Consider the following 15,886-nt stretch of genomic DNA (forward strand, 5'->3'; position numbering starts at 1 on the left):
TGTAAGGTGTCGTAGCTGACGATAGGAAGCTATGCACTTTACACATTGTTGTAGGTAGTTTTTCTATTAATTATTACATATCCAATCATTCCAATTCCAATAATTGTCATTCCAACAATTCCAATTTTCAGTCCTAACATAGGATTGTCGTATAACTTGTCATTAAACAAACCAAAAATTAGAGAAATTAATTTTGTCGGTAAAAATGCCAAGCTAATTAAAATTGCTAAATATTTTGGATTGGAATATTTTGTCAAAATCGAATGAATTATTGGTGCAATATGAATCTCTGAAATTGCGAGAAACAGCAAAGAAAACAAGTATATTATTGTATTCTGTTCAGTTGGCACTTCTGGAATTACAAATAATATTCCGAATGAGATTGCTCCAAAAATAAATCCAAGCATTAATTTAAAGAATTGACTGCTGTAGAAATAAGTCCACAAAACAATAGCGATTATACTAATTGGTAAAATGAAAATTGAATTAAGAGATTGCCATAAATAACTTGGGATATCTAAAGTCGATATTTCGCTCAATTGTAATTGTAAGTCAAAAGTTCGAATACTTGATAGTTCGTAAAGCCCCCAAAATAAACCAACAACAATAAATGCAATTAATATGTTTAAAATTCTTTTACTTATTGAAAACTTATTTTTCTCAATTTCATCCAATCCTTTTTCCTTTGAAAGAAAGATAGGAATTATTGAGATTAGCATTAATATTCCAGATATAACGAATCCAATATTGTAGCCATATTTTTCTCCTAAATAACCAATTAATAATATGCCCAAAAATGAACCTAGATTTATTGCTAGATAAAATATTGTAAATCCTGAATCTAATAGTTTAGTCTTATTTAGATAAGTCTTTCCAAAATTTGAGATGATATTTGGTGTAAAAAATCCACTTCCTAAAACGATAAGAAATAAACCTAAATAAAGTCCAATTGTGGAAGGGATGCACAAACTAAAAGCTCCAATTGCTTGAATAATTCCACCAATTATTATTGATTTTTTATTTCCGATTAGTAAGTCTCCAAAAAGAGCTCCAACGATTTGAGAAAACACTAATGAAGCTGTAAACCAACCATAAATGCTTAATGCTTCAGTTCTTTCCATTTTCAGTATCTCTCCAACCATATAGAGAACCACAAGAGCTCTCAAACCATAATAAGATGCTCTTTCCAACATTCTGGAAATAGAGTAGTAGAGAGTTTCTTTTGTGTGTTTCTGATTTTGAATTTTTTCCATCCAGTTTATTGCTTTGGTGAATTACCTACAACGGTCTCGGCTATGAGTAGTTGCGTGGGTTAGCACGTAACTTTGCAAGTACACACCAAGCTGAAAATCCGCGAGGATTTTCAGAAGTAGTCGGGAACAAGCAATTACTTATAGCCATTGTTGTGAGTAGTTGTTTTATTTAATTTTATCAATTATTACTAAATTCAAATCAGTCAATCTTTTGTTGATTTCATTAGCTTTTTCTTTAATCCCTTTTGAAGTAAATTCTAAATTTTCGAAAAGCAATTTGTTCGGTTCAACAATTATTTCAGTCCAAGAACTTTTACTTTCAGAAGATTCAATGTTCTTTGCTTTTAGCTTTCCATTTTCAAATTCAAAAGTTCCTTTTTGGTTTTGCCAAACAGTTGTTAATTTGCATTTTTCAGATGCAAAATTAATGGTTGCCATTCCTAAACTACAAAATTCTTGACCAACAGCTAAATGCTTTTTCAGATTCGAACAAGCACCGATTTTTGTCATTATTATTTCTGCGTTTGTCAGGTCTTCATATCTCACAGAAAGTGGCATTCCTGCGTTGTATTTAAGGGAAAAGGAATTTTTCCAAATAGTCAATTCTATTTCATTACAATTTCCATCAAAATATTCATCGAAAGCGTGACATAAAACCTCAAAAGGTAGAGAATCAAGTGAGTTTTCTGAAAAACACTTTTCAAAATACATTTTAGGTCTCATTCTGACGTGTTCTCCAGCTTCAAGAGCTTGAATGTTATCTTCTGTATATTTCTTTTTCATGGTGCTCTTCAATTACTCACAACGGTGAATATATGCATTCGTGCGAGCGGAAATTCAGGGAATTTCTGGTGGAGCACGAGTGCATATCTTTTTGTTTGACGCTAACTTAATTCAAACCAGCGACTAATCAAAATTATATGCACGGCTTAGCAAAAAGAAACCATACATTCGCTCAAAAATATTACCCCGCATGATGCATATATAGTGTTGTAAAACGTTTTTCTACCAATTGTCTATATCTATTGTATCTAATCATCTTTAGGTAATCCATAGTGTTAGATTAGTACGTCTTCTTTAAACTCAAGTCCTTTAGGGTTAATGATCTCAAATCAATATTGATCTACTTTTTTGACTTTATTATAGAATTCATTATTTAATTCATTTACGGGAGAGATAGTAGATATAAATCCTAAACTACTAGCCATTAAAACACCACTATTATGTCTTAATGTATTATCAATTTCTATTCTATATTTAATCAAATGATTATAAAAAGGGTAAATTGTAAAACGTTTATTGTTAGTGAATTATTTAATTCTTGATTTTACCAAAAAGAGCTAGGTTTATTTGTGGCCGTATTTTATTGCTCACTATTTTTTCTTTAAAAGTTTTTTCTATCAAACGTTTTATAGTAATTCTTTCTTTTTTAGGGTGATATCCGAAAAAATGTTTGTAAATATCCCCTTCTAAAATCTTTAAATTTATAGGCTTGTATACTACTCTTATTTCTTCGTTATCACATAATGTAGAATCTGTATCTAATGTATATTTTTTTTATTTCCTTTTTTTATTAAAACGAAATCATCTCTATTTATATTTCTAACAGAATTACATTTAGATTTATAAACGATACAGTTACCTCCTTCATTCAACGACTCACTCATAAGCCCAAAGGTATAGATCGGAACATTTATACAGTCTATCTTTTCAGGTAAAAAAAGCATAATGTCTTTTTTAGAATTATTATGTATTATAATATCATATTCAGTTTTTTCAATCTTAATTAATTCAATAAACACATCAGATTGAGCGTATGAAAAATCAAAGACAAATACTATTAAAATGAAAACTATTTTATGCATAAATGTTTTACAACGGTCTCGTATAACCGTCGGTTACGGGTTAAATTAGCGATTATTTTGGATTAGTACTGAAGTTAGTAATTCCGAGTGGATTCGGACGTAGTCGAATCCGCCGTAATTGCGGTTATACATTGTTAGCATACGTTTATTTCATAATCAAGAAATCTCCTGACATTGGTCTCAATTCAGCATTATTAAGTTTAACTTCAGTCCAATATTTTTTATCATCAGATTCGTGATCTTCTATTAATCGATATTCAGAAGATGGTGTTTTCGTAATTTGTTCAGGAATAGTAATTATATTCAAGTTTGGGTCTATTTGGTTTTCCATTCCCTTTTTCAGCCATTTTATTCCATTTTCAATATTCTTTTTTTCATTTATTAATTCTGAAGTGTTATTTATTCGAAGTTTTTCTATGACTTTGTTAGATTCCAGTTTTAGAAGTTGAATTATACTTTCGTAATTAATCTCCACTATGATTTGTTTTAATGTATGCCAACGGTTTCGTATAACCGTCAGTTACGGTTTGTTTTGCACTAAATTTAGTAAAAAATAACTGACCTTTAGCAATTCCGAGTGGATTCGGACGTAGTCGAATCCGCCGTAATTGCGGTTATACATTGTTAGCAACTGGCTTTATTTTTCTTTTCTTTTTAATTCGCTTTTTCTCATACCTTTTTTCCTTGTCATTAGGATAAAGAACAATTTTATTTTTAGTAACGACAAATGGCATATCCGTAAAATAATTCGGGACTATATCGGTATCTAAATCACGAATCAGTATTTCAATTTCATTATAATTTGGATTGTCGATTTGAATCGTCTCTTCTTGACCTAAGAAATTGTAAGTAACATTTTTTAACATTTCTGATTGAAATATTCCAAATCCTTTATCATTTGCACCAATTCCAAGTGTCTTATCATTTATCAGAATATTTACATATCCTAAAGCTCCATCTTTGTCTGAAACCTGTATTTTAATTTTTCCATTCATATTCGGATTTACTTTTCCCTTGTAAGTAGTCTTTGCAATTTTTGGTTGTTCGTATGTATTTAATAGAATGGTGTCTGCGATTCCTTGTCTCCAAGTTCCCTTTCGAATGAATTCACCTCCCAAACCAGTACAAGCTTCTCTGTATTCAAATGTCTTATTCGGGTTAAGAGTTATTTCCGAACAGTAGTTTCCATATGTTCTCGGAAATTCTTTTTGTGTAGCACAAGAGGTTGTAATTAAAATTAAAACAAAAAGGATTGTTTGCGGTTTCATTTTTCAGCTTGTTGCTAACGTTTTGTGTATTGTTATTTGCGATTTTTAATTGTAAAGTTAATTAAAAGTGATGGACTTTTTGTTTTGCGAGATTTGTCCGAAGGATAAATCCGTAAGCAATTAATTATACACGTTGTTGCCAACTGTGCTTTTCATTCAGTTCACTCTCAATTATTGATTGTATTTCCTTTATTAAGATTCCTTTTGCTTGGGAAACGTTCCATTCTTTTTTTCCGTTCAATGTGATAAAGAACGGGTGACATTCCGACTCTCTAAATAAATAACACATTAATGTTTCAACATCATTCACTTTTGAATTTCCACTGTACCAAATAAAAAGTCCGTTGTTAGTAAATCCCGAAATATATCTTTTCAGATTGTCCTTGCTCTTTTGGTAAATGTGTAAAATTTTTGGATTTTCCTTTTGCACATAATGTTCAGCTATTTTTTGATAAAAGTCGGAAAATTCAACTCGATTTGGATGAAAAGGTGGAATTGTTGTTTCTCCTTTCCAAATTGACAATCCAGACATTGTTGTTCCAGAAAACTCCAACCATTTTTCATCAAACCAATTATCTATTCGATTCACGAAAATATCAGTTGGATTCCAAATGTTAATTCGATTCTGAATTATTTTTTCGCAATTGAGGATGAAATTTGGATTATCGTTATTCTTTTCTTTCAGCAGTTTCATTTTCGGCATTGTTGGCAACGGTTTCGTGTAACTGTCTTTTACGGGAAAAGTTAGCGATTATTTTCGGTTTAGCACAAACTTAAGAGATTTCAAGTGGATTCGGACGTAGTCGAATCCGCCGTAATTGCGGTTATACATTGTTGCCCACAGTATTTTATTCACGTTCTGATTTATAAATCCAACCATCGAGTGCAAATAATTCCGATGAATTTTTATTTGGTTTTATTATCATTTTCAATCCGCGACTTTTCAATTCGTAATTTTTATCTATAATCACACAATCTCCGTTCAGAATTTTTTTAGAGTCATTTACTTTGACTAAATCAAGAAAAATATTTTTCAGCTCTTCAAATTCGACTTGAGTGATTTTAAATTCAGATTTTTTTCCGTCCAGTTTATCACTGTATTTAATTCGATATTCCTTTCCGTTGTTTTTCCGTTTTATAGTCAGTTTACTAATTCCGATTACGTTTGCTCTAAATCCGCCATGATTTGTGATTCGTATTTCAATTCGGTCATTAGCGAATATTTTTTCCACACTTTGCTTTTCAGTCGGAAGTAAATTTCCAATTGAAATTCCAACAAAACTTGTTAAAATCAGAAAGCTAAATATTAAAGGAATCGTTTTTTTCATATTGTGGGCAACGTTTCGTGTATTGTTATTTGCGATTTTTTGATTGTAAAGTTAATTAAATGGATTGAACTTTTGGTATTGCGAGATTTGTCCGAAGGAATAAATCTGCAAGCAATTAATTATACATTTTGTTGTACAATGTTTTTCATTTTTTATCAATCCAAATATTCAATTCATTATTAGGTATTTCGTTTTCAAATAATTTCATTAGAAATAAATTTGAACGTCTTACTTTTAAATCCTTTGGATTTTTAAATTCAATAAAATAAACTCCAGGTTCTTTAATTTCAAATGTCATTATTCTTTTAGCTCTTTCACCAAGCTCATATGATTGAATTCTCCAATTTGTAACTTTCGGTATTATTACTTCTCTACCTTTCTTATTTATTAATAAGATTGAAAAGTTACCAAGAAAAACACTCCACCCACCAAGAACGTTAATGCTATAAACTCCGACTGATAATGCGATTGCTTGATTTGAATCATGAATTCGAATTGGAAATCTAATTTCTGCATACCTCAAATTGGTATTTATTACTTTAATGTCTCTAGGGATATTATTTCTATGGAGAAATCCTGAAATCTTTTTGTCAGGTGTCAATTGCTTATAATCACTTTTAATATATGGTCTAGCTCCATCAAATGGTTCAAATTCAGTTTGTAGATATTCAATGTCTGTATTATCCAATTCACGAATAGTTCCATCGCTTTCAACATAAACAAATTCAAACTTATCTTTTTCTTTCTGCATTTTTTTAGTGATTATGAAATGTTGTACAACGGTCTCGTATAACCGTCAGTTACGGTTTTAAAGTTAATAATTTTCGGTTTAGCAAAGACTTTAGCAATTCCGAGTGGATTCGGACGTAGTCGAATCCGCCGTAATTGCGGTTATACATTGTTGTGTAACGTTTTTTATTTAAAGAACGGAATTATTTTCGTGTCAACGACTGTTTGATAATCTTTAGCTTTACATTTAAATGTTTTTGCGTCATTCCACTGTTCCACACTAATTCTATTCCAAAAGAACGAGATTACAATATCATCCGTTCCATCAACAATGTCAACGTGAGCAACTAAATCCGAATATTTAGGTCTTAACACTTCAATTAATTCATTCGCTTTTTGTTCCGCTTCTTGTTGCTTCATGTATTTTTATTTTTCTTATTCCAAATCTTTTCCATAACCATTTTGGTTTTCGGGCTTTCATAAAAAGCTCTGATTCTTTTTAAATCTTTACTTTTCATTTCGCCGCTTAATAACTCACCATTTTCGATTAAAAATTTGGCATTAATCTTATAATCGTTTGAAATTACGTGAAAATGAGGTGGATTATGGTCGTTTGAGTATATAATTATTTTCAAATTCTTAATTGTCGTAATCCGTTCTTTAAAATTGTAATCAGAATTCTGAAGTAAAAAATCAATTTCCGTTTCACTTAATTCCATATAATTTAGAAGTAAATCTGCTAAAATTTTTTCAAGAGTATTTTCGGACATACGGTTTTTTCAAATGTTGCACAACGTTTCGTGTATTGTTATTTGCGCTTTTTGATTGTAAAGTTAATTAAAAGGTTGTGAACTTTTGGTTTTGCGAGATTTGTCCGAAGGAAAAATCCGTAAGCAATTAATAATACATTTTGTTGGCTACCGTTTTTATTCTCTAATCTAATTTATAATACAAATTCTATAATAATTAATTGCCTTACTAATTCATTATTCAAATTTCCTTTTTCCTTAATCAAGTTGAAAACTTCTCTTTTACCAAAACCTATTATTATTTTTGTACTATAAAATAGTTCATAGAACTCATTTAATTCTCTAATACTTCCTATTGCTTGGATATATTTTCCATCATAAAGGTTTCTATATCTTAAATTCATTGTTTTATTAATTAATGAATCGATATTAGTTGTAGAATCAATATGAACATAATGTCTTTCGTAGTCATAAACTATTTTATTAGCCTCACTAAAAAATAAATTCTTTTTTCTTAATTTAATATATGGTTTATTTACATCAAGAAATAATAAAGAATCTTCTTCCACCTTATCGTATGTGCTGTTTTTTAAAACCCAAACTGAATCTGGGTGATAATATATTTCCTTTTTTAAGTTACTATGATTAAAATCATCTATATTTTTTTTAGGTAAAAAGTATGGTAAATCTTTAAATTCCCCTTTTTCATAATCAATTAAGAATTTTTTATAGGACTGAGTCAATTCAGAATTAGGATAATGATTTTTCAGGAAATTATTTTCGAAGTTTTTAGTGAGTAATTTTAGAGTTTTACCATTTTCTTTTCCTAAGACCCTGTTAAATTCAAAAATAGCTTTGTTTTGAGTGCAACTAATAGTCAAAAGAAAAATAATAAGGATATTGATTAATTTCATTGTTTTGTTATATGGTTGCCAACGTTTTGTGTATTGTTATTTGCGATTTTTTTGTTGTAAAGTTAATTAAAAGTGATGGACTTTTGGTTTTGCGAGATTTAGTCCGAAGGATTAAATCCGCAAGCAATTAACTATACATTTTGTTGTGCTACGTTATTTTTTTTAGAAGTTTTTCGTAACTATATTTAATTTTCTTTCTTCTATTTTTTCCTTTTATATAGCCTTTAACCTCGTTCGTTTCAGGTAAGTATTCTAGCCACTTTTCCGAACATCCACCAATAGCATAATCATTTTCGTCTTCATTAGGTTGACTGTACTCAGTTTTTTGAGTTTTGTAAATTCCGAAAATATAGACTTTGTTAATTTTAAATAGATGAATGCTTTCTCGACAATCAACTCCATTACTTCCATAAATTTCAAAAGTTTTGCGTTCTTCTTGTCCTTTTATTAACTGAATAACTTCAACTTTTATTGATTGATAATATTCTTTGTCGGTTTTGATTAAATAATCTCCAAAACTCTCCTTACTACTTAAGGTTTTTCCATCTTCAAAATGCCAAAATTTTTCAATAACTTTAGCTTTAATTATTGCTTCAGAATATTTAGAAGATTTTATAAAATTCCCACCCCATTTACAACTACAAGCAAAAGTCGAGCTTGAAATCATGAATAAAATTATTATTAGAATCTGTTTTTTCATAATGTTGCACAACGTATTTGTGTATGATTTTTTGCGGGAAAGGACGCTAGTCGTTTTCCATTGTTTCGGAAAGATAATTAATAAGATTGGATTTCCGTTGAGGAAATTCAGCCGCAATTAATTATACACCTTGTTGCCCTTAGTTATTTTTTTGATTCAACTTTTGTTTCTAAATAAATCTGTTTTCCGACTTCGAAAACTAAAATATTAGTCAATTCCAAGTCCTCTAGATTATCGCAACATATTCCATATTTATGCTTTTGGGTATATATTTCAGAATAGACTTTGCTTAATTCAATTGTCAGGTCTTTTTTGTTAAATCCATTTTTATTTTCTATTTCATATCCAATTATTTTATTTAATGGAAAGTCGATAATTAGGATAGCTTTAGTACTGTCAGTTACAATTTGATTTGCTCCATACAGTTTTTCTAATTCAGGTATTTTTATGTTTATTCCACCAACGCCACCTTTTTCACGAATGTATCTTTTTCCATTCTCACCCTCAATTTGAAATGGATTTGCGGACTTTATCATTCCTCCAAACATTAAGTCAGGTTTCTCAACATCAAAAAATCTTTCCGAAATAGTTTTTTTAGCACAACTAACTACTAATGAAGTAATAAATAAAATAAGCAAACAGGTCTTTTTCATAATTATGGGCAACGGTGAATATATGCATTCGTGCGAGCGGAAATTCAAGGAATTTCTGGTGTAGCACGAGTGCATATCTTTTTGTTTGACGCTAACTTAATTCAAACCAGCGACTAATCAAAATTATATGCACGGATTAGCAAAAAGAAACCATACATTAGCTCAAAAAGATTAAGTCGCATGATGTATATATAGTGTTAGCCAAAGTACTTATTCCTCGTTGTCAAGTTTCAACTTTTCTACTATATCATATCCCCAAAATCCTTTTTTTATTCCAATATTTACTTTACGAGTATGAGTAGCATATTTTGATCTAGATCTATGAAGCTTAAATTCTCTATCTATATTATCAATCTCTACAATTATTTTTGGTTTTAAATTACTAGAAATACCTATTTTCTTGCTTGTATCATGAACAAGTCTCATTTCAGAAACCTTATATTTTTTTGTTATTGTTGGTTCATTAGATAAAATATCATTGCTAAGCATAAAAGCATATACAGCGACTATTCCAATACTTAAATTATGAAAACTGGACCAAATCAATCCTAGTTTGTTTGAATAGAATTTACGGTAAATTAGAGTAATTATTATTGTTACTATTATAATGATAGCTAGTATCAATTCAATAGGTATCCAGTTTCTTTCTAAATCAATTAAAAATAGTTTAGCTCCTAAAGCAACTCCAACTAAGAAAATATTTTGGTAGTTAATATTTCCAGCTTCTCTAACTTTTAAGAGGTTTAGAGAATCTATAGTCTTATCAATATCTATCAAAATTTTTATGGCTTTGTATTTTGGCTAACGGTCTTGTATATGAAAAGTAGCGGATTTTATGCACTAATTTTTCGGATTATAACCGACCTCTAATTTATTCATTTTGTTACGTTTAAGCGATTAAACCGCTATTTTTTATATACGTTGTTGTACACTGGCTTTTTTCCGTTCAGATTGTCATTCAGCGTTGGCTAAAGACATACTCTTTTGCAATTTTTGGATTAAGCTTTGGCTGGTGCGAATTGCAGATGTGTATGGCTTTGTGCGTTGGCTTATTCAACACTCACAATCGATTCATCTCCACTAATGTTTCTAACTTTAATTCTCAATGATTTTTCTTTTGATGTAATTTTTCCATTCCAAAAGTCTTTCGATTTCTCTCCATCGTAAATGACATAACCTAATTTGTCAATTTTTATTTCTGTTGAACTAAACCATTCACCCTCTGAATTTTTACAGTCTAAAGAGATTAATTCAATTAGCTCTAATCCTTCTTCGCTAATATTAATAGGGTCGAATTTCTTTCCTTTGTTTATTGCTTGTAAGTTTCCTTTTTCATTGAACTCATTAATCTTTTGCTGCAATCTGTCACTTGTAAACTTATCGATTGATACAGTATATTCTCCCTTACCTTCAGTAATTGAAAATTCTAATTCATCATCTACTACAGTTTCGTGAAGAAGATTCTTTAAATCTTTTAACTCAACATCTGTTGTGGTTGCATTATTTTCTTTGATGAATTTTTTCAGTTCTTTTTCATCATCAATATCTATGTAGTAAACAATTACTTTTTTAGCATTAATTGAAAGATTTTGTATTTCTTGATTTATAATACGGTTAATGGTTGGTATATCTAATAATTTTTGTTGACTGTCTATTAAGTCTGGGACGTATACAGGAACAGTTCCTAATTTACTATCGTTAATAGCACCTAACCAAAAATTAGAAACACCTTCCACTTTTGTCTGCAAACCTGTAATAAGGGTTGCTAATTTATCCATAGTTTGTTGCGGATTTCTAAAAAGGTTTACACCATCTTTAACTTCTTTTATAGTAAAGTTTGCTTTTTCGGCTACTAAACGGTCTCTAACTGTTTGAATAGAATTTATACCAACATCGCAATGAATAAACTTTCTACCTAATTTATTAGCTACTTTCGCTGTTACACCACTTCCTCCAAAGAAGTCAGCCACAATCATTTTTTCATTACTACTTGTTTCAATAATCCTTGTTAGAAGAGCTTCAGGCTTTTGAGTTGCATAGTCAACTCTTTCATTAGAAGTTGGTGACACTCTATAGACATCATCCCATAAATCGGTAACAGATTTTCCTTTAGCTTCATCTAAATATTTCTTTTGACTTAAACTCTTACCTGTACTACTTTTTACAACGATACCTTCATCATATAATTTTTGCATTTTTTCTTTTGAAAATCGCCAATATCCACTTATTCCTTCAAATTCATAATAAGGGTTACCCTTGGAAGCTCCACCAGGTCCATCTACTGGTGCCAACCTATACTTTCTTCCATCCTTTTCCTTGTACTTGTAATCTCTTTTAATTGTTTCTTCAGAATAATCAAGATATTGAGGATTCCAAACACCTTCAGAACCTAACCTGTAATAAAAAATCATATCTACGACTCTTCCGAAATGAGAAGAGCCTTGACCAGAATCACCGTGAGCGTGTGACCTCATCCACGAAATATGATTTATAAAATTATCTTCTCCAAAAACTTCATCCATTAATATTTTTCCATAATGCCCAATGTGAGTGTCTAAATGCAAATAAATGGATGCATTTTCATTCATTATGCTTCTTATAGCCTGTAAATTCTCGTACATCCAGTTTAGATATTCTTCTTTTTGCCAGATGTCCCCATACATTTTTTCTTCAAAAAATTTAAAATCTTCACTATTAAGTTCTTTTTTAGCGGTTTTAATTTTTTCCGCCAATTTTGGGTTTCTTCTCAAATACACTTTTTTTGCATAATCTACACCACTGGCAAAAGGTGGGTCTATATACACCAAATCAACTTTTATTCCTTGTTCTTTTAGGTATGCGCAATTTGAGACACACTCACCACGCATAATTAAATTATCAGAAGATTCACCTACTTGTTCAACGGTTTCTACTTCGTAGTATGGCATACCACGCTCTAAACGGTTATAAACTTCATTGTTTTCTCGATAACGTAATACACGTTTTGTGCGTGTAATATTGTCTAATACTGCTTGACCTTCTATGGTATTTGGTGTGTATGGTATATATTTAATTGGCATAATTGTAATTAATCTTTGAAAAATTGATTGATACGTAGGTTTACTTCTGCAATATTGTCTAATAGTTTATTGCTATCTTCTAAATACAGAAAGTCGAATTTTTTGTATCCAAATTTGTCTTCGTTATGTTTTAAGAAGTCTGTTTCTATAAAGTTCTTTTTCTTAATAAAGTCTTTGTTATTAGCGTAGCCTTCTCCTTTGGTTTCAATAATTAATGCTTTGTATATAGCATCTTTAGCATTGCGTTTAATGATTAAAAAGTCGGTTGTGTATTTACCTACTTTATTCCATCGTTTTCCTTTTTTAGCAAAGCAGTTTATAATAAACTCTGTAATACCACGTTCGCCATTAAAATAGATTTCTAAATTATTTTCTTTAAAGTCTTTTAGCTTTAATATTTCATTCAAGAACTGACTTTCAAAACCACTATCGAAATTGTAAGGCAACAGATGAAATGATTTGTCTTTTTGTTCAATTAATGGATTTATGGTTTCTGCTGCAACTTTTGCAATTTCATCAAACTTACCCTGTTCTGTTAATTTTAAAATTCGCTCCTGCTTTTGTTTATTAAAATCTTCTGATGAAAGTGGGTTACTGTCAAATTGTAAAATCTGTTCTGTAACCTCTTTATTTGGATATAAGTTTTTATGTTTTGGAATAGATTTTAACTTATCTACAATAAGTAAGTTGGCTTCTTTTGGAATTATTTCTTCTTCGGTTGTTAATTCTCTTTTAATACTGAAAGCCACTCGAATTTTAGATTCAATTTTATAAGTATCAAATTGTTCATTAAAAAATAGATTTCCTTCGTTGTTTAGAGTAATTGCTTTAAATATAGGTTTTAATTGTTCATCAAAGCGATGTAATTCTTTTGCGGAAATTGTACTGAAACTATCTTTAGAAATATTTGCAATCCATTGATTGTAGTTAGCCAACATGATACCAGAACTGTTTAAAAAAGATAATTCACCTTCGTCTAAAAAGTCTAATCCTTTAGTAGTTATAGCATAGTTAGCTTTGTAATCTTTTATGTTTTTTAGTAGCTCTTCTAATTTAACTTTGGTGTTTGGCTTTTGTTCTTCCTCAATAGATTGATATTTTACTTTTAGCTGGTAATAGTCAATTTTTGGAAGTTTAAGAAATTCCATTCTTGAATGACGTTCAATTAAATCAGCACCTTTATTTTTGTCTAAATTGTTAAGTTCTTCAATAGACGTGTTTTGTTCTTTTTCTAATGCCTTATTAAGTATTGTAGCATTTTCTCTATTTAACCAAATTAAAGCTGATTCATCATTACCTTTAGTAACTTGTCTTAAACATCTACAAGTTGTTTGAATGATAGCATTTTTGGAAGCGCTCTTACTTTTTTGCGGTAGTATTACAGAAGTTAAACTCTTACAATCCCAACCTTCTTTACCAATTGCTACTAACAGAATGTATTTCTTTTTTGAAATTGCCGTGTCTAATGATTTAAATTGTAATTCATTTTCCTTTGGTAAACTGTACGTTTTATTACCACCGTGAAATCTTAATATTTCGTCAGGATGAATTTTTAAATCACTTTGAAGAAATGGATAAACTTCTTCTTCTAACATTTCGATATTACTGCAATAAATAGCAACTTTTGGAATTGTACCATTTGCGTAAGTTAAATCTCCATACGCTTCATTAAAGTCGTTAATACCTTCTTTTACTATTTGTAAATGAGTAAGATTATCGGCTATTTTAACTGTTGGATTTTTTAAAAAATCTTCTATTGCATTTGTAAGCGGATAATAATAGACTGTATTTGTAATTTCTGAAATTCTTAAGGTATCATCTTCTGTAAGCAGAATTTTTTCTGCTGTTGATAAATAAGGCGTACCTGAAAAACCGAGTACAGTGGTTATACTACCTCTATCATTCCATCTATTAACTACCTGTCTTAATTTAATGTCTGATTTTGCCGCGTGATGCACTTCGTCTATCAAAATAGATAAGTTTGGTATTTTACCAATCAGTGCTCTTAATTCGTTAGCCTTTTTGTCCTCATCATCTTCAAATAAGTTTGTTTGACCTGTTGTATCAACTCTGTTTAAGATTACTTTTTCAGCATTTACTATAAAAACTTGCCCAAAAGGGTCAGGAAGTATTTCGTTTACTTTTTGAGCATTTGGATTTCGAGCTTTATTACTTTTTTTAGCAGACTTTGCTTCATCTAATACATCAAACTTTAGTTGTTTTTTTAGATTAGTTGCTGCTGGTTCTGGAATAACCCAAGATGGGTCAAAATCTTCAATAGTTCTTAAACTTGGTCCAATTGATGTTTTTAAACCAGAAGGAATTAAAACCAAAAAATTATGAGCAAAATTTTTATTTTCGGGTTCATTTGAAGCAAAATATAAATCTAAATAGATAAATGCAGCCATTAAGTAAGTTTTACCAGAACCCATTGGTAAACTCATTAGATAGTCAGAATAGTTTACATTGTAAAATAACTTTTTAATTATTTCTTGATAATCTAACTCTTCTGGTGATTTTATGATTTCCTGTTCAAGGTTAGGTAGTTGCTTTTTGCCTTTCACTTTTTGTCTTGCAAAATCAAATAAAGAAAACGCCTCTTTATTGTTTTCAAGGAATTCTCTTGCATTTTGGTTAATATCTAATTTTGACAAATCAGTACCATTTGTAAAAAAACCTTCTGCAAATAGCTGCCAAAGAGGTTTGTTTTGACCTTGAATTTTCAAAAACAAAAAAGTTTCTATTGCCTCAATTTGAGTATCTCTTAACTGACCTTTGTTTTTAATATATGTAATAAGTTCATTCACACTACAATCAGGTGATTGTAACCATTGAACTGTTTTATTTCTTATTATCTTATCTAGCATTCGTCTCGTTGTCTGTACTTTGAATTAGGTCTTTAACATCAACGGAAAGTATTTCCGCAATTTTAAAAAGGTCTTCTAAACTTGGTTGCCTTTTGTTTCTTGCGTATTCATTAATTGTCGGATAACTTTTGTCCATCTTTTCCGCAAGCCAGGTTTGACTAATTCCTTTTTCTTTTAAAATTTCCTTTATTCGGTTCATTTTAAACCTTTTTTATTAGAGTTGAAAGATAATAAAGTTCATTGAATAATAATGAAAATATTCATTGAAATATCACGAGTAGTGGTGGGGAAGGCAAGCTCTTTTTATTTTGTGAGGAACGAGCAAAATGAAATGTGCTTGACTGTGCGGTTGGCTTTTCAGAGCTTGTGTACAACGTTTCGTGTATTGTTATTTGCGATTTTTTGATTGTAAAGTTAATTAAAAGTGATGGGCTTTTGGCTTTGCGAGATTTGTCCGAAGGATAAATCCGTAAGCAATTAATAATACATTTTGTTACCCAA

General features: G+C 30.1%; 18 protein-coding genes. All 18 read right to left on the reverse strand.

All coding sequences use genetic code 11. The features are described from left to right. Positions 1-38: 38 nt before the first annotated feature. The 18 genes from AQ1685_RS01845 to AQ1685_RS01930 all read right to left on the reverse strand — a co-directional run bounded on the left by AQ1685_RS01845 (position 39) and on the right by AQ1685_RS01930 (position 15,584). On the reverse strand, positions 39-1,253 hold the full coding sequence (locus AQ1685_RS01845) for a POT-type proton-dependent oligopeptide transporter (RefSeq protein WP_095069039.1): 1,215 nt from the start codon (positions 1,251-1,253) through the stop codon (positions 39-41). Positions 1,254-1,418: 165 nt separating this feature from the next. After that, positions 1,419-2,036, reverse strand: a complete 618-nt coding sequence (locus AQ1685_RS01850; protein ID WP_095069040.1) for a DNA topoisomerase subunit B — start codon at positions 2,034-2,036, stop codon at positions 1,419-1,421. A gap of 329 nt (positions 2,037-2,365) precedes the next feature. Further along, positions 2,366-2,518, reverse strand: coding sequence for a hypothetical protein (locus AQ1685_RS01855; protein ID WP_157730050.1), 153 nt, complete (start codon positions 2,516-2,518; stop codon positions 2,366-2,368). A 276-nt stretch (positions 2,519-2,794) separates the two neighbouring features. Next, positions 2,795-3,118: a hypothetical protein gene (locus AQ1685_RS01860; protein ID WP_095069041.1), complete on the reverse strand. Its 324-nt coding sequence runs from the start codon at positions 3,116-3,118 to the stop codon at positions 2,795-2,797. Between the two features lie 145 nt (positions 3,119-3,263). Then, a complete protein-coding gene (locus AQ1685_RS01865) occupies positions 3,264-3,593 on the reverse strand; it encodes a hypothetical protein (protein ID WP_095069042.1) in 330 nt (109 codons plus the stop codon). 139 nt (positions 3,594-3,732) lie between these two features. After that, positions 3,733-4,386: a hypothetical protein gene (locus AQ1685_RS01870; RefSeq protein ID WP_095069043.1), complete on the reverse strand. Its 654-nt coding sequence runs from the start codon at positions 4,384-4,386 to the stop codon at positions 3,733-3,735. 124 nt (positions 4,387-4,510) lie between these two features. Then, a complete protein-coding gene (locus AQ1685_RS01875; protein WP_157730051.1) occupies positions 4,511-5,080 on the reverse strand; it encodes a hypothetical protein in 570 nt (189 codons plus the stop codon). 154 nt (positions 5,081-5,234) lie between these two features. After that, positions 5,235-5,714 (reverse strand): hypothetical protein, encoded by a 480-nt coding sequence (locus AQ1685_RS01880; RefSeq protein ID WP_095069045.1) that lies wholly within the window; start codon positions 5,712-5,714, stop codon positions 5,235-5,237. Between the two features lie 145 nt (positions 5,715-5,859). Continuing rightward, a complete protein-coding gene (locus AQ1685_RS01885; protein WP_095069046.1) occupies positions 5,860-6,465 on the reverse strand; it encodes a hypothetical protein in 606 nt (201 codons plus the stop codon). A gap of 164 nt (positions 6,466-6,629) precedes the next feature. Next, positions 6,630-6,863 (reverse strand): hypothetical protein, encoded by a 234-nt coding sequence (locus AQ1685_RS01890; protein WP_095069047.1) that lies wholly within the window; start codon positions 6,861-6,863, stop codon positions 6,630-6,632. Continuing rightward, positions 6,860-7,213: a DUF4160 domain-containing protein gene (locus AQ1685_RS01895; RefSeq protein ID WP_095069048.1), complete on the reverse strand. Its 354-nt coding sequence runs from the start codon at positions 7,211-7,213 to the stop codon at positions 6,860-6,862. The genes AQ1685_RS01890 and AQ1685_RS01895 overlap by 4 nt, the downstream gene beginning before the upstream one ends. A 173-nt stretch (positions 7,214-7,386) precedes the next feature. Then, a complete protein-coding gene (locus tag AQ1685_RS01900) occupies positions 7,387-8,106 on the reverse strand; it encodes a hypothetical protein (RefSeq protein WP_157730052.1) in 720 nt (239 codons plus the stop codon). A 148-nt stretch (positions 8,107-8,254) separates the two neighbouring features. Beyond that, positions 8,255-8,773, reverse strand: a complete 519-nt coding sequence (locus tag AQ1685_RS01905) for a hypothetical protein (RefSeq protein WP_095069050.1) — start codon at positions 8,771-8,773, stop codon at positions 8,255-8,257. A 176-nt stretch (positions 8,774-8,949) separates the two neighbouring features. Next, complete coding sequence (locus AQ1685_RS01910) at positions 8,950-9,459, reverse strand: hypothetical protein (protein WP_095069051.1); 510 nt, start codon at positions 9,457-9,459, stop codon at positions 8,950-8,952. 210 nt (positions 9,460-9,669) lie between these two features. After that, positions 9,670-10,236, reverse strand: a complete 567-nt coding sequence (locus tag AQ1685_RS01915; protein WP_095069052.1) for a hypothetical protein — start codon at positions 10,234-10,236, stop codon at positions 9,670-9,672. A 272-nt stretch (positions 10,237-10,508) separates the two neighbouring features. Beyond that, the gene (locus tag AQ1685_RS01920; RefSeq protein WP_095069053.1) at positions 10,509-12,518 is read right to left on the reverse strand and encodes a DNA methyltransferase; all 2,010 of its coding nucleotides are present in this window, start codon (positions 12,516-12,518) and stop codon (positions 10,509-10,511) included. An 8-nt stretch (positions 12,519-12,526) separates the two neighbouring features. Continuing rightward, positions 12,527-15,385 (reverse strand): DEAD/DEAH box helicase, encoded by a 2,859-nt coding sequence (locus tag AQ1685_RS01925; protein WP_095069054.1) that lies wholly within the window; start codon positions 15,383-15,385, stop codon positions 12,527-12,529. Then, entirely contained in the window at positions 15,375-15,584 is a 210-nt protein-coding gene (locus AQ1685_RS01930; RefSeq protein ID WP_095069055.1) for a helix-turn-helix domain-containing protein, read from the reverse strand. The genes AQ1685_RS01925 and AQ1685_RS01930 overlap by 11 nt, the downstream gene beginning before the upstream one ends. Positions 15,585-15,886 lie beyond the last annotated feature (302 nt).

Source organism: Tenacibaculum jejuense, from assembly GCF_900198195.1.
GTDB classification, from domain to species: Bacteria; Bacteroidota; Bacteroidia; order Flavobacteriales; family Flavobacteriaceae; genus Polaribacter; species Polaribacter jejuensis.

Excerpts from the sequence above, each read along its gene's own strand:
- AQ1685_RS01920 (WP_095069053.1), bottom strand. The coding sequence starts at position 12,518 with ATGCCAATTAAATATATACCATACACACCAAATACCATAGAAGGTCAA.
- AQ1685_RS01850 (WP_095069040.1), bottom strand. The coding sequence starts at position 2,036 with ATGAAAAAGAAATATACAGAAGATAACATTCAAGCTCTTGAAGCTGGA.
- AQ1685_RS01880 (WP_095069045.1), bottom strand. The coding sequence starts at position 5,714 with ATGAAAAAAACGATTCCTTTAATATTTAGCTTTCTGATTTTAACAAGT.
- AQ1685_RS01930 (WP_095069055.1), bottom strand. The coding sequence starts at position 15,584 with ATGAACCGAATAAAGGAAATTTTAAAAGAAAAAGGAATTAGTCAAACC.
- AQ1685_RS01870 (WP_095069043.1), bottom strand. The coding sequence starts at position 4,386 with ATGAAACCGCAAACAATCCTTTTTGTTTTAATTTTAATTACAACCTCT.
- AQ1685_RS01890 (WP_095069047.1), bottom strand. The coding sequence starts at position 6,863 with ATGAAGCAACAAGAAGCGGAACAAAAAGCGAATGAATTAATTGAAGTG.
- AQ1685_RS01845 (WP_095069039.1), bottom strand. The coding sequence starts at position 1,253 with ATGGAAAAAATTCAAAATCAGAAACACACAAAAGAAACTCTCTACTAC.
- AQ1685_RS01905 (WP_095069050.1), bottom strand. The coding sequence starts at position 8,773 with ATGATTTCAAGCTCGACTTTTGCTTGTAGTTGTAAATGGGGTGGGAAT.
- AQ1685_RS01925 (WP_095069054.1), bottom strand. The coding sequence starts at position 15,385 with ATGCTAGATAAGATAATAAGAAATAAAACAGTTCAATGGTTACAATCA.
- AQ1685_RS01900 (WP_157730052.1), bottom strand. The coding sequence starts at position 8,106 with ATGAAATTAATCAATATCCTTATTATTTTTCTTTTGACTATTAGTTGC.
- AQ1685_RS01910 (WP_095069051.1), bottom strand. The coding sequence starts at position 9,459 with ATGAAAAAGACCTGTTTGCTTATTTTATTTATTACTTCATTAGTAGTT.
- AQ1685_RS01875 (WP_157730051.1), bottom strand. The coding sequence starts at position 5,080 with ATGAAACTGCTGAAAGAAAAGAATAACGATAATCCAAATTTCATCCTC.
- AQ1685_RS01860 (WP_095069041.1), bottom strand. The coding sequence starts at position 3,118 with ATGCATAAAATAGTTTTCATTTTAATAGTATTTGTCTTTGATTTTTCA.
- AQ1685_RS01885 (WP_095069046.1), bottom strand. The coding sequence starts at position 6,465 with ATGCAGAAAGAAAAAGATAAGTTTGAATTTGTTTATGTTGAAAGCGAT.
- AQ1685_RS01895 (WP_095069048.1), bottom strand. The coding sequence starts at position 7,213 with ATGTCCGAAAATACTCTTGAAAAAATTTTAGCAGATTTACTTCTAAAT.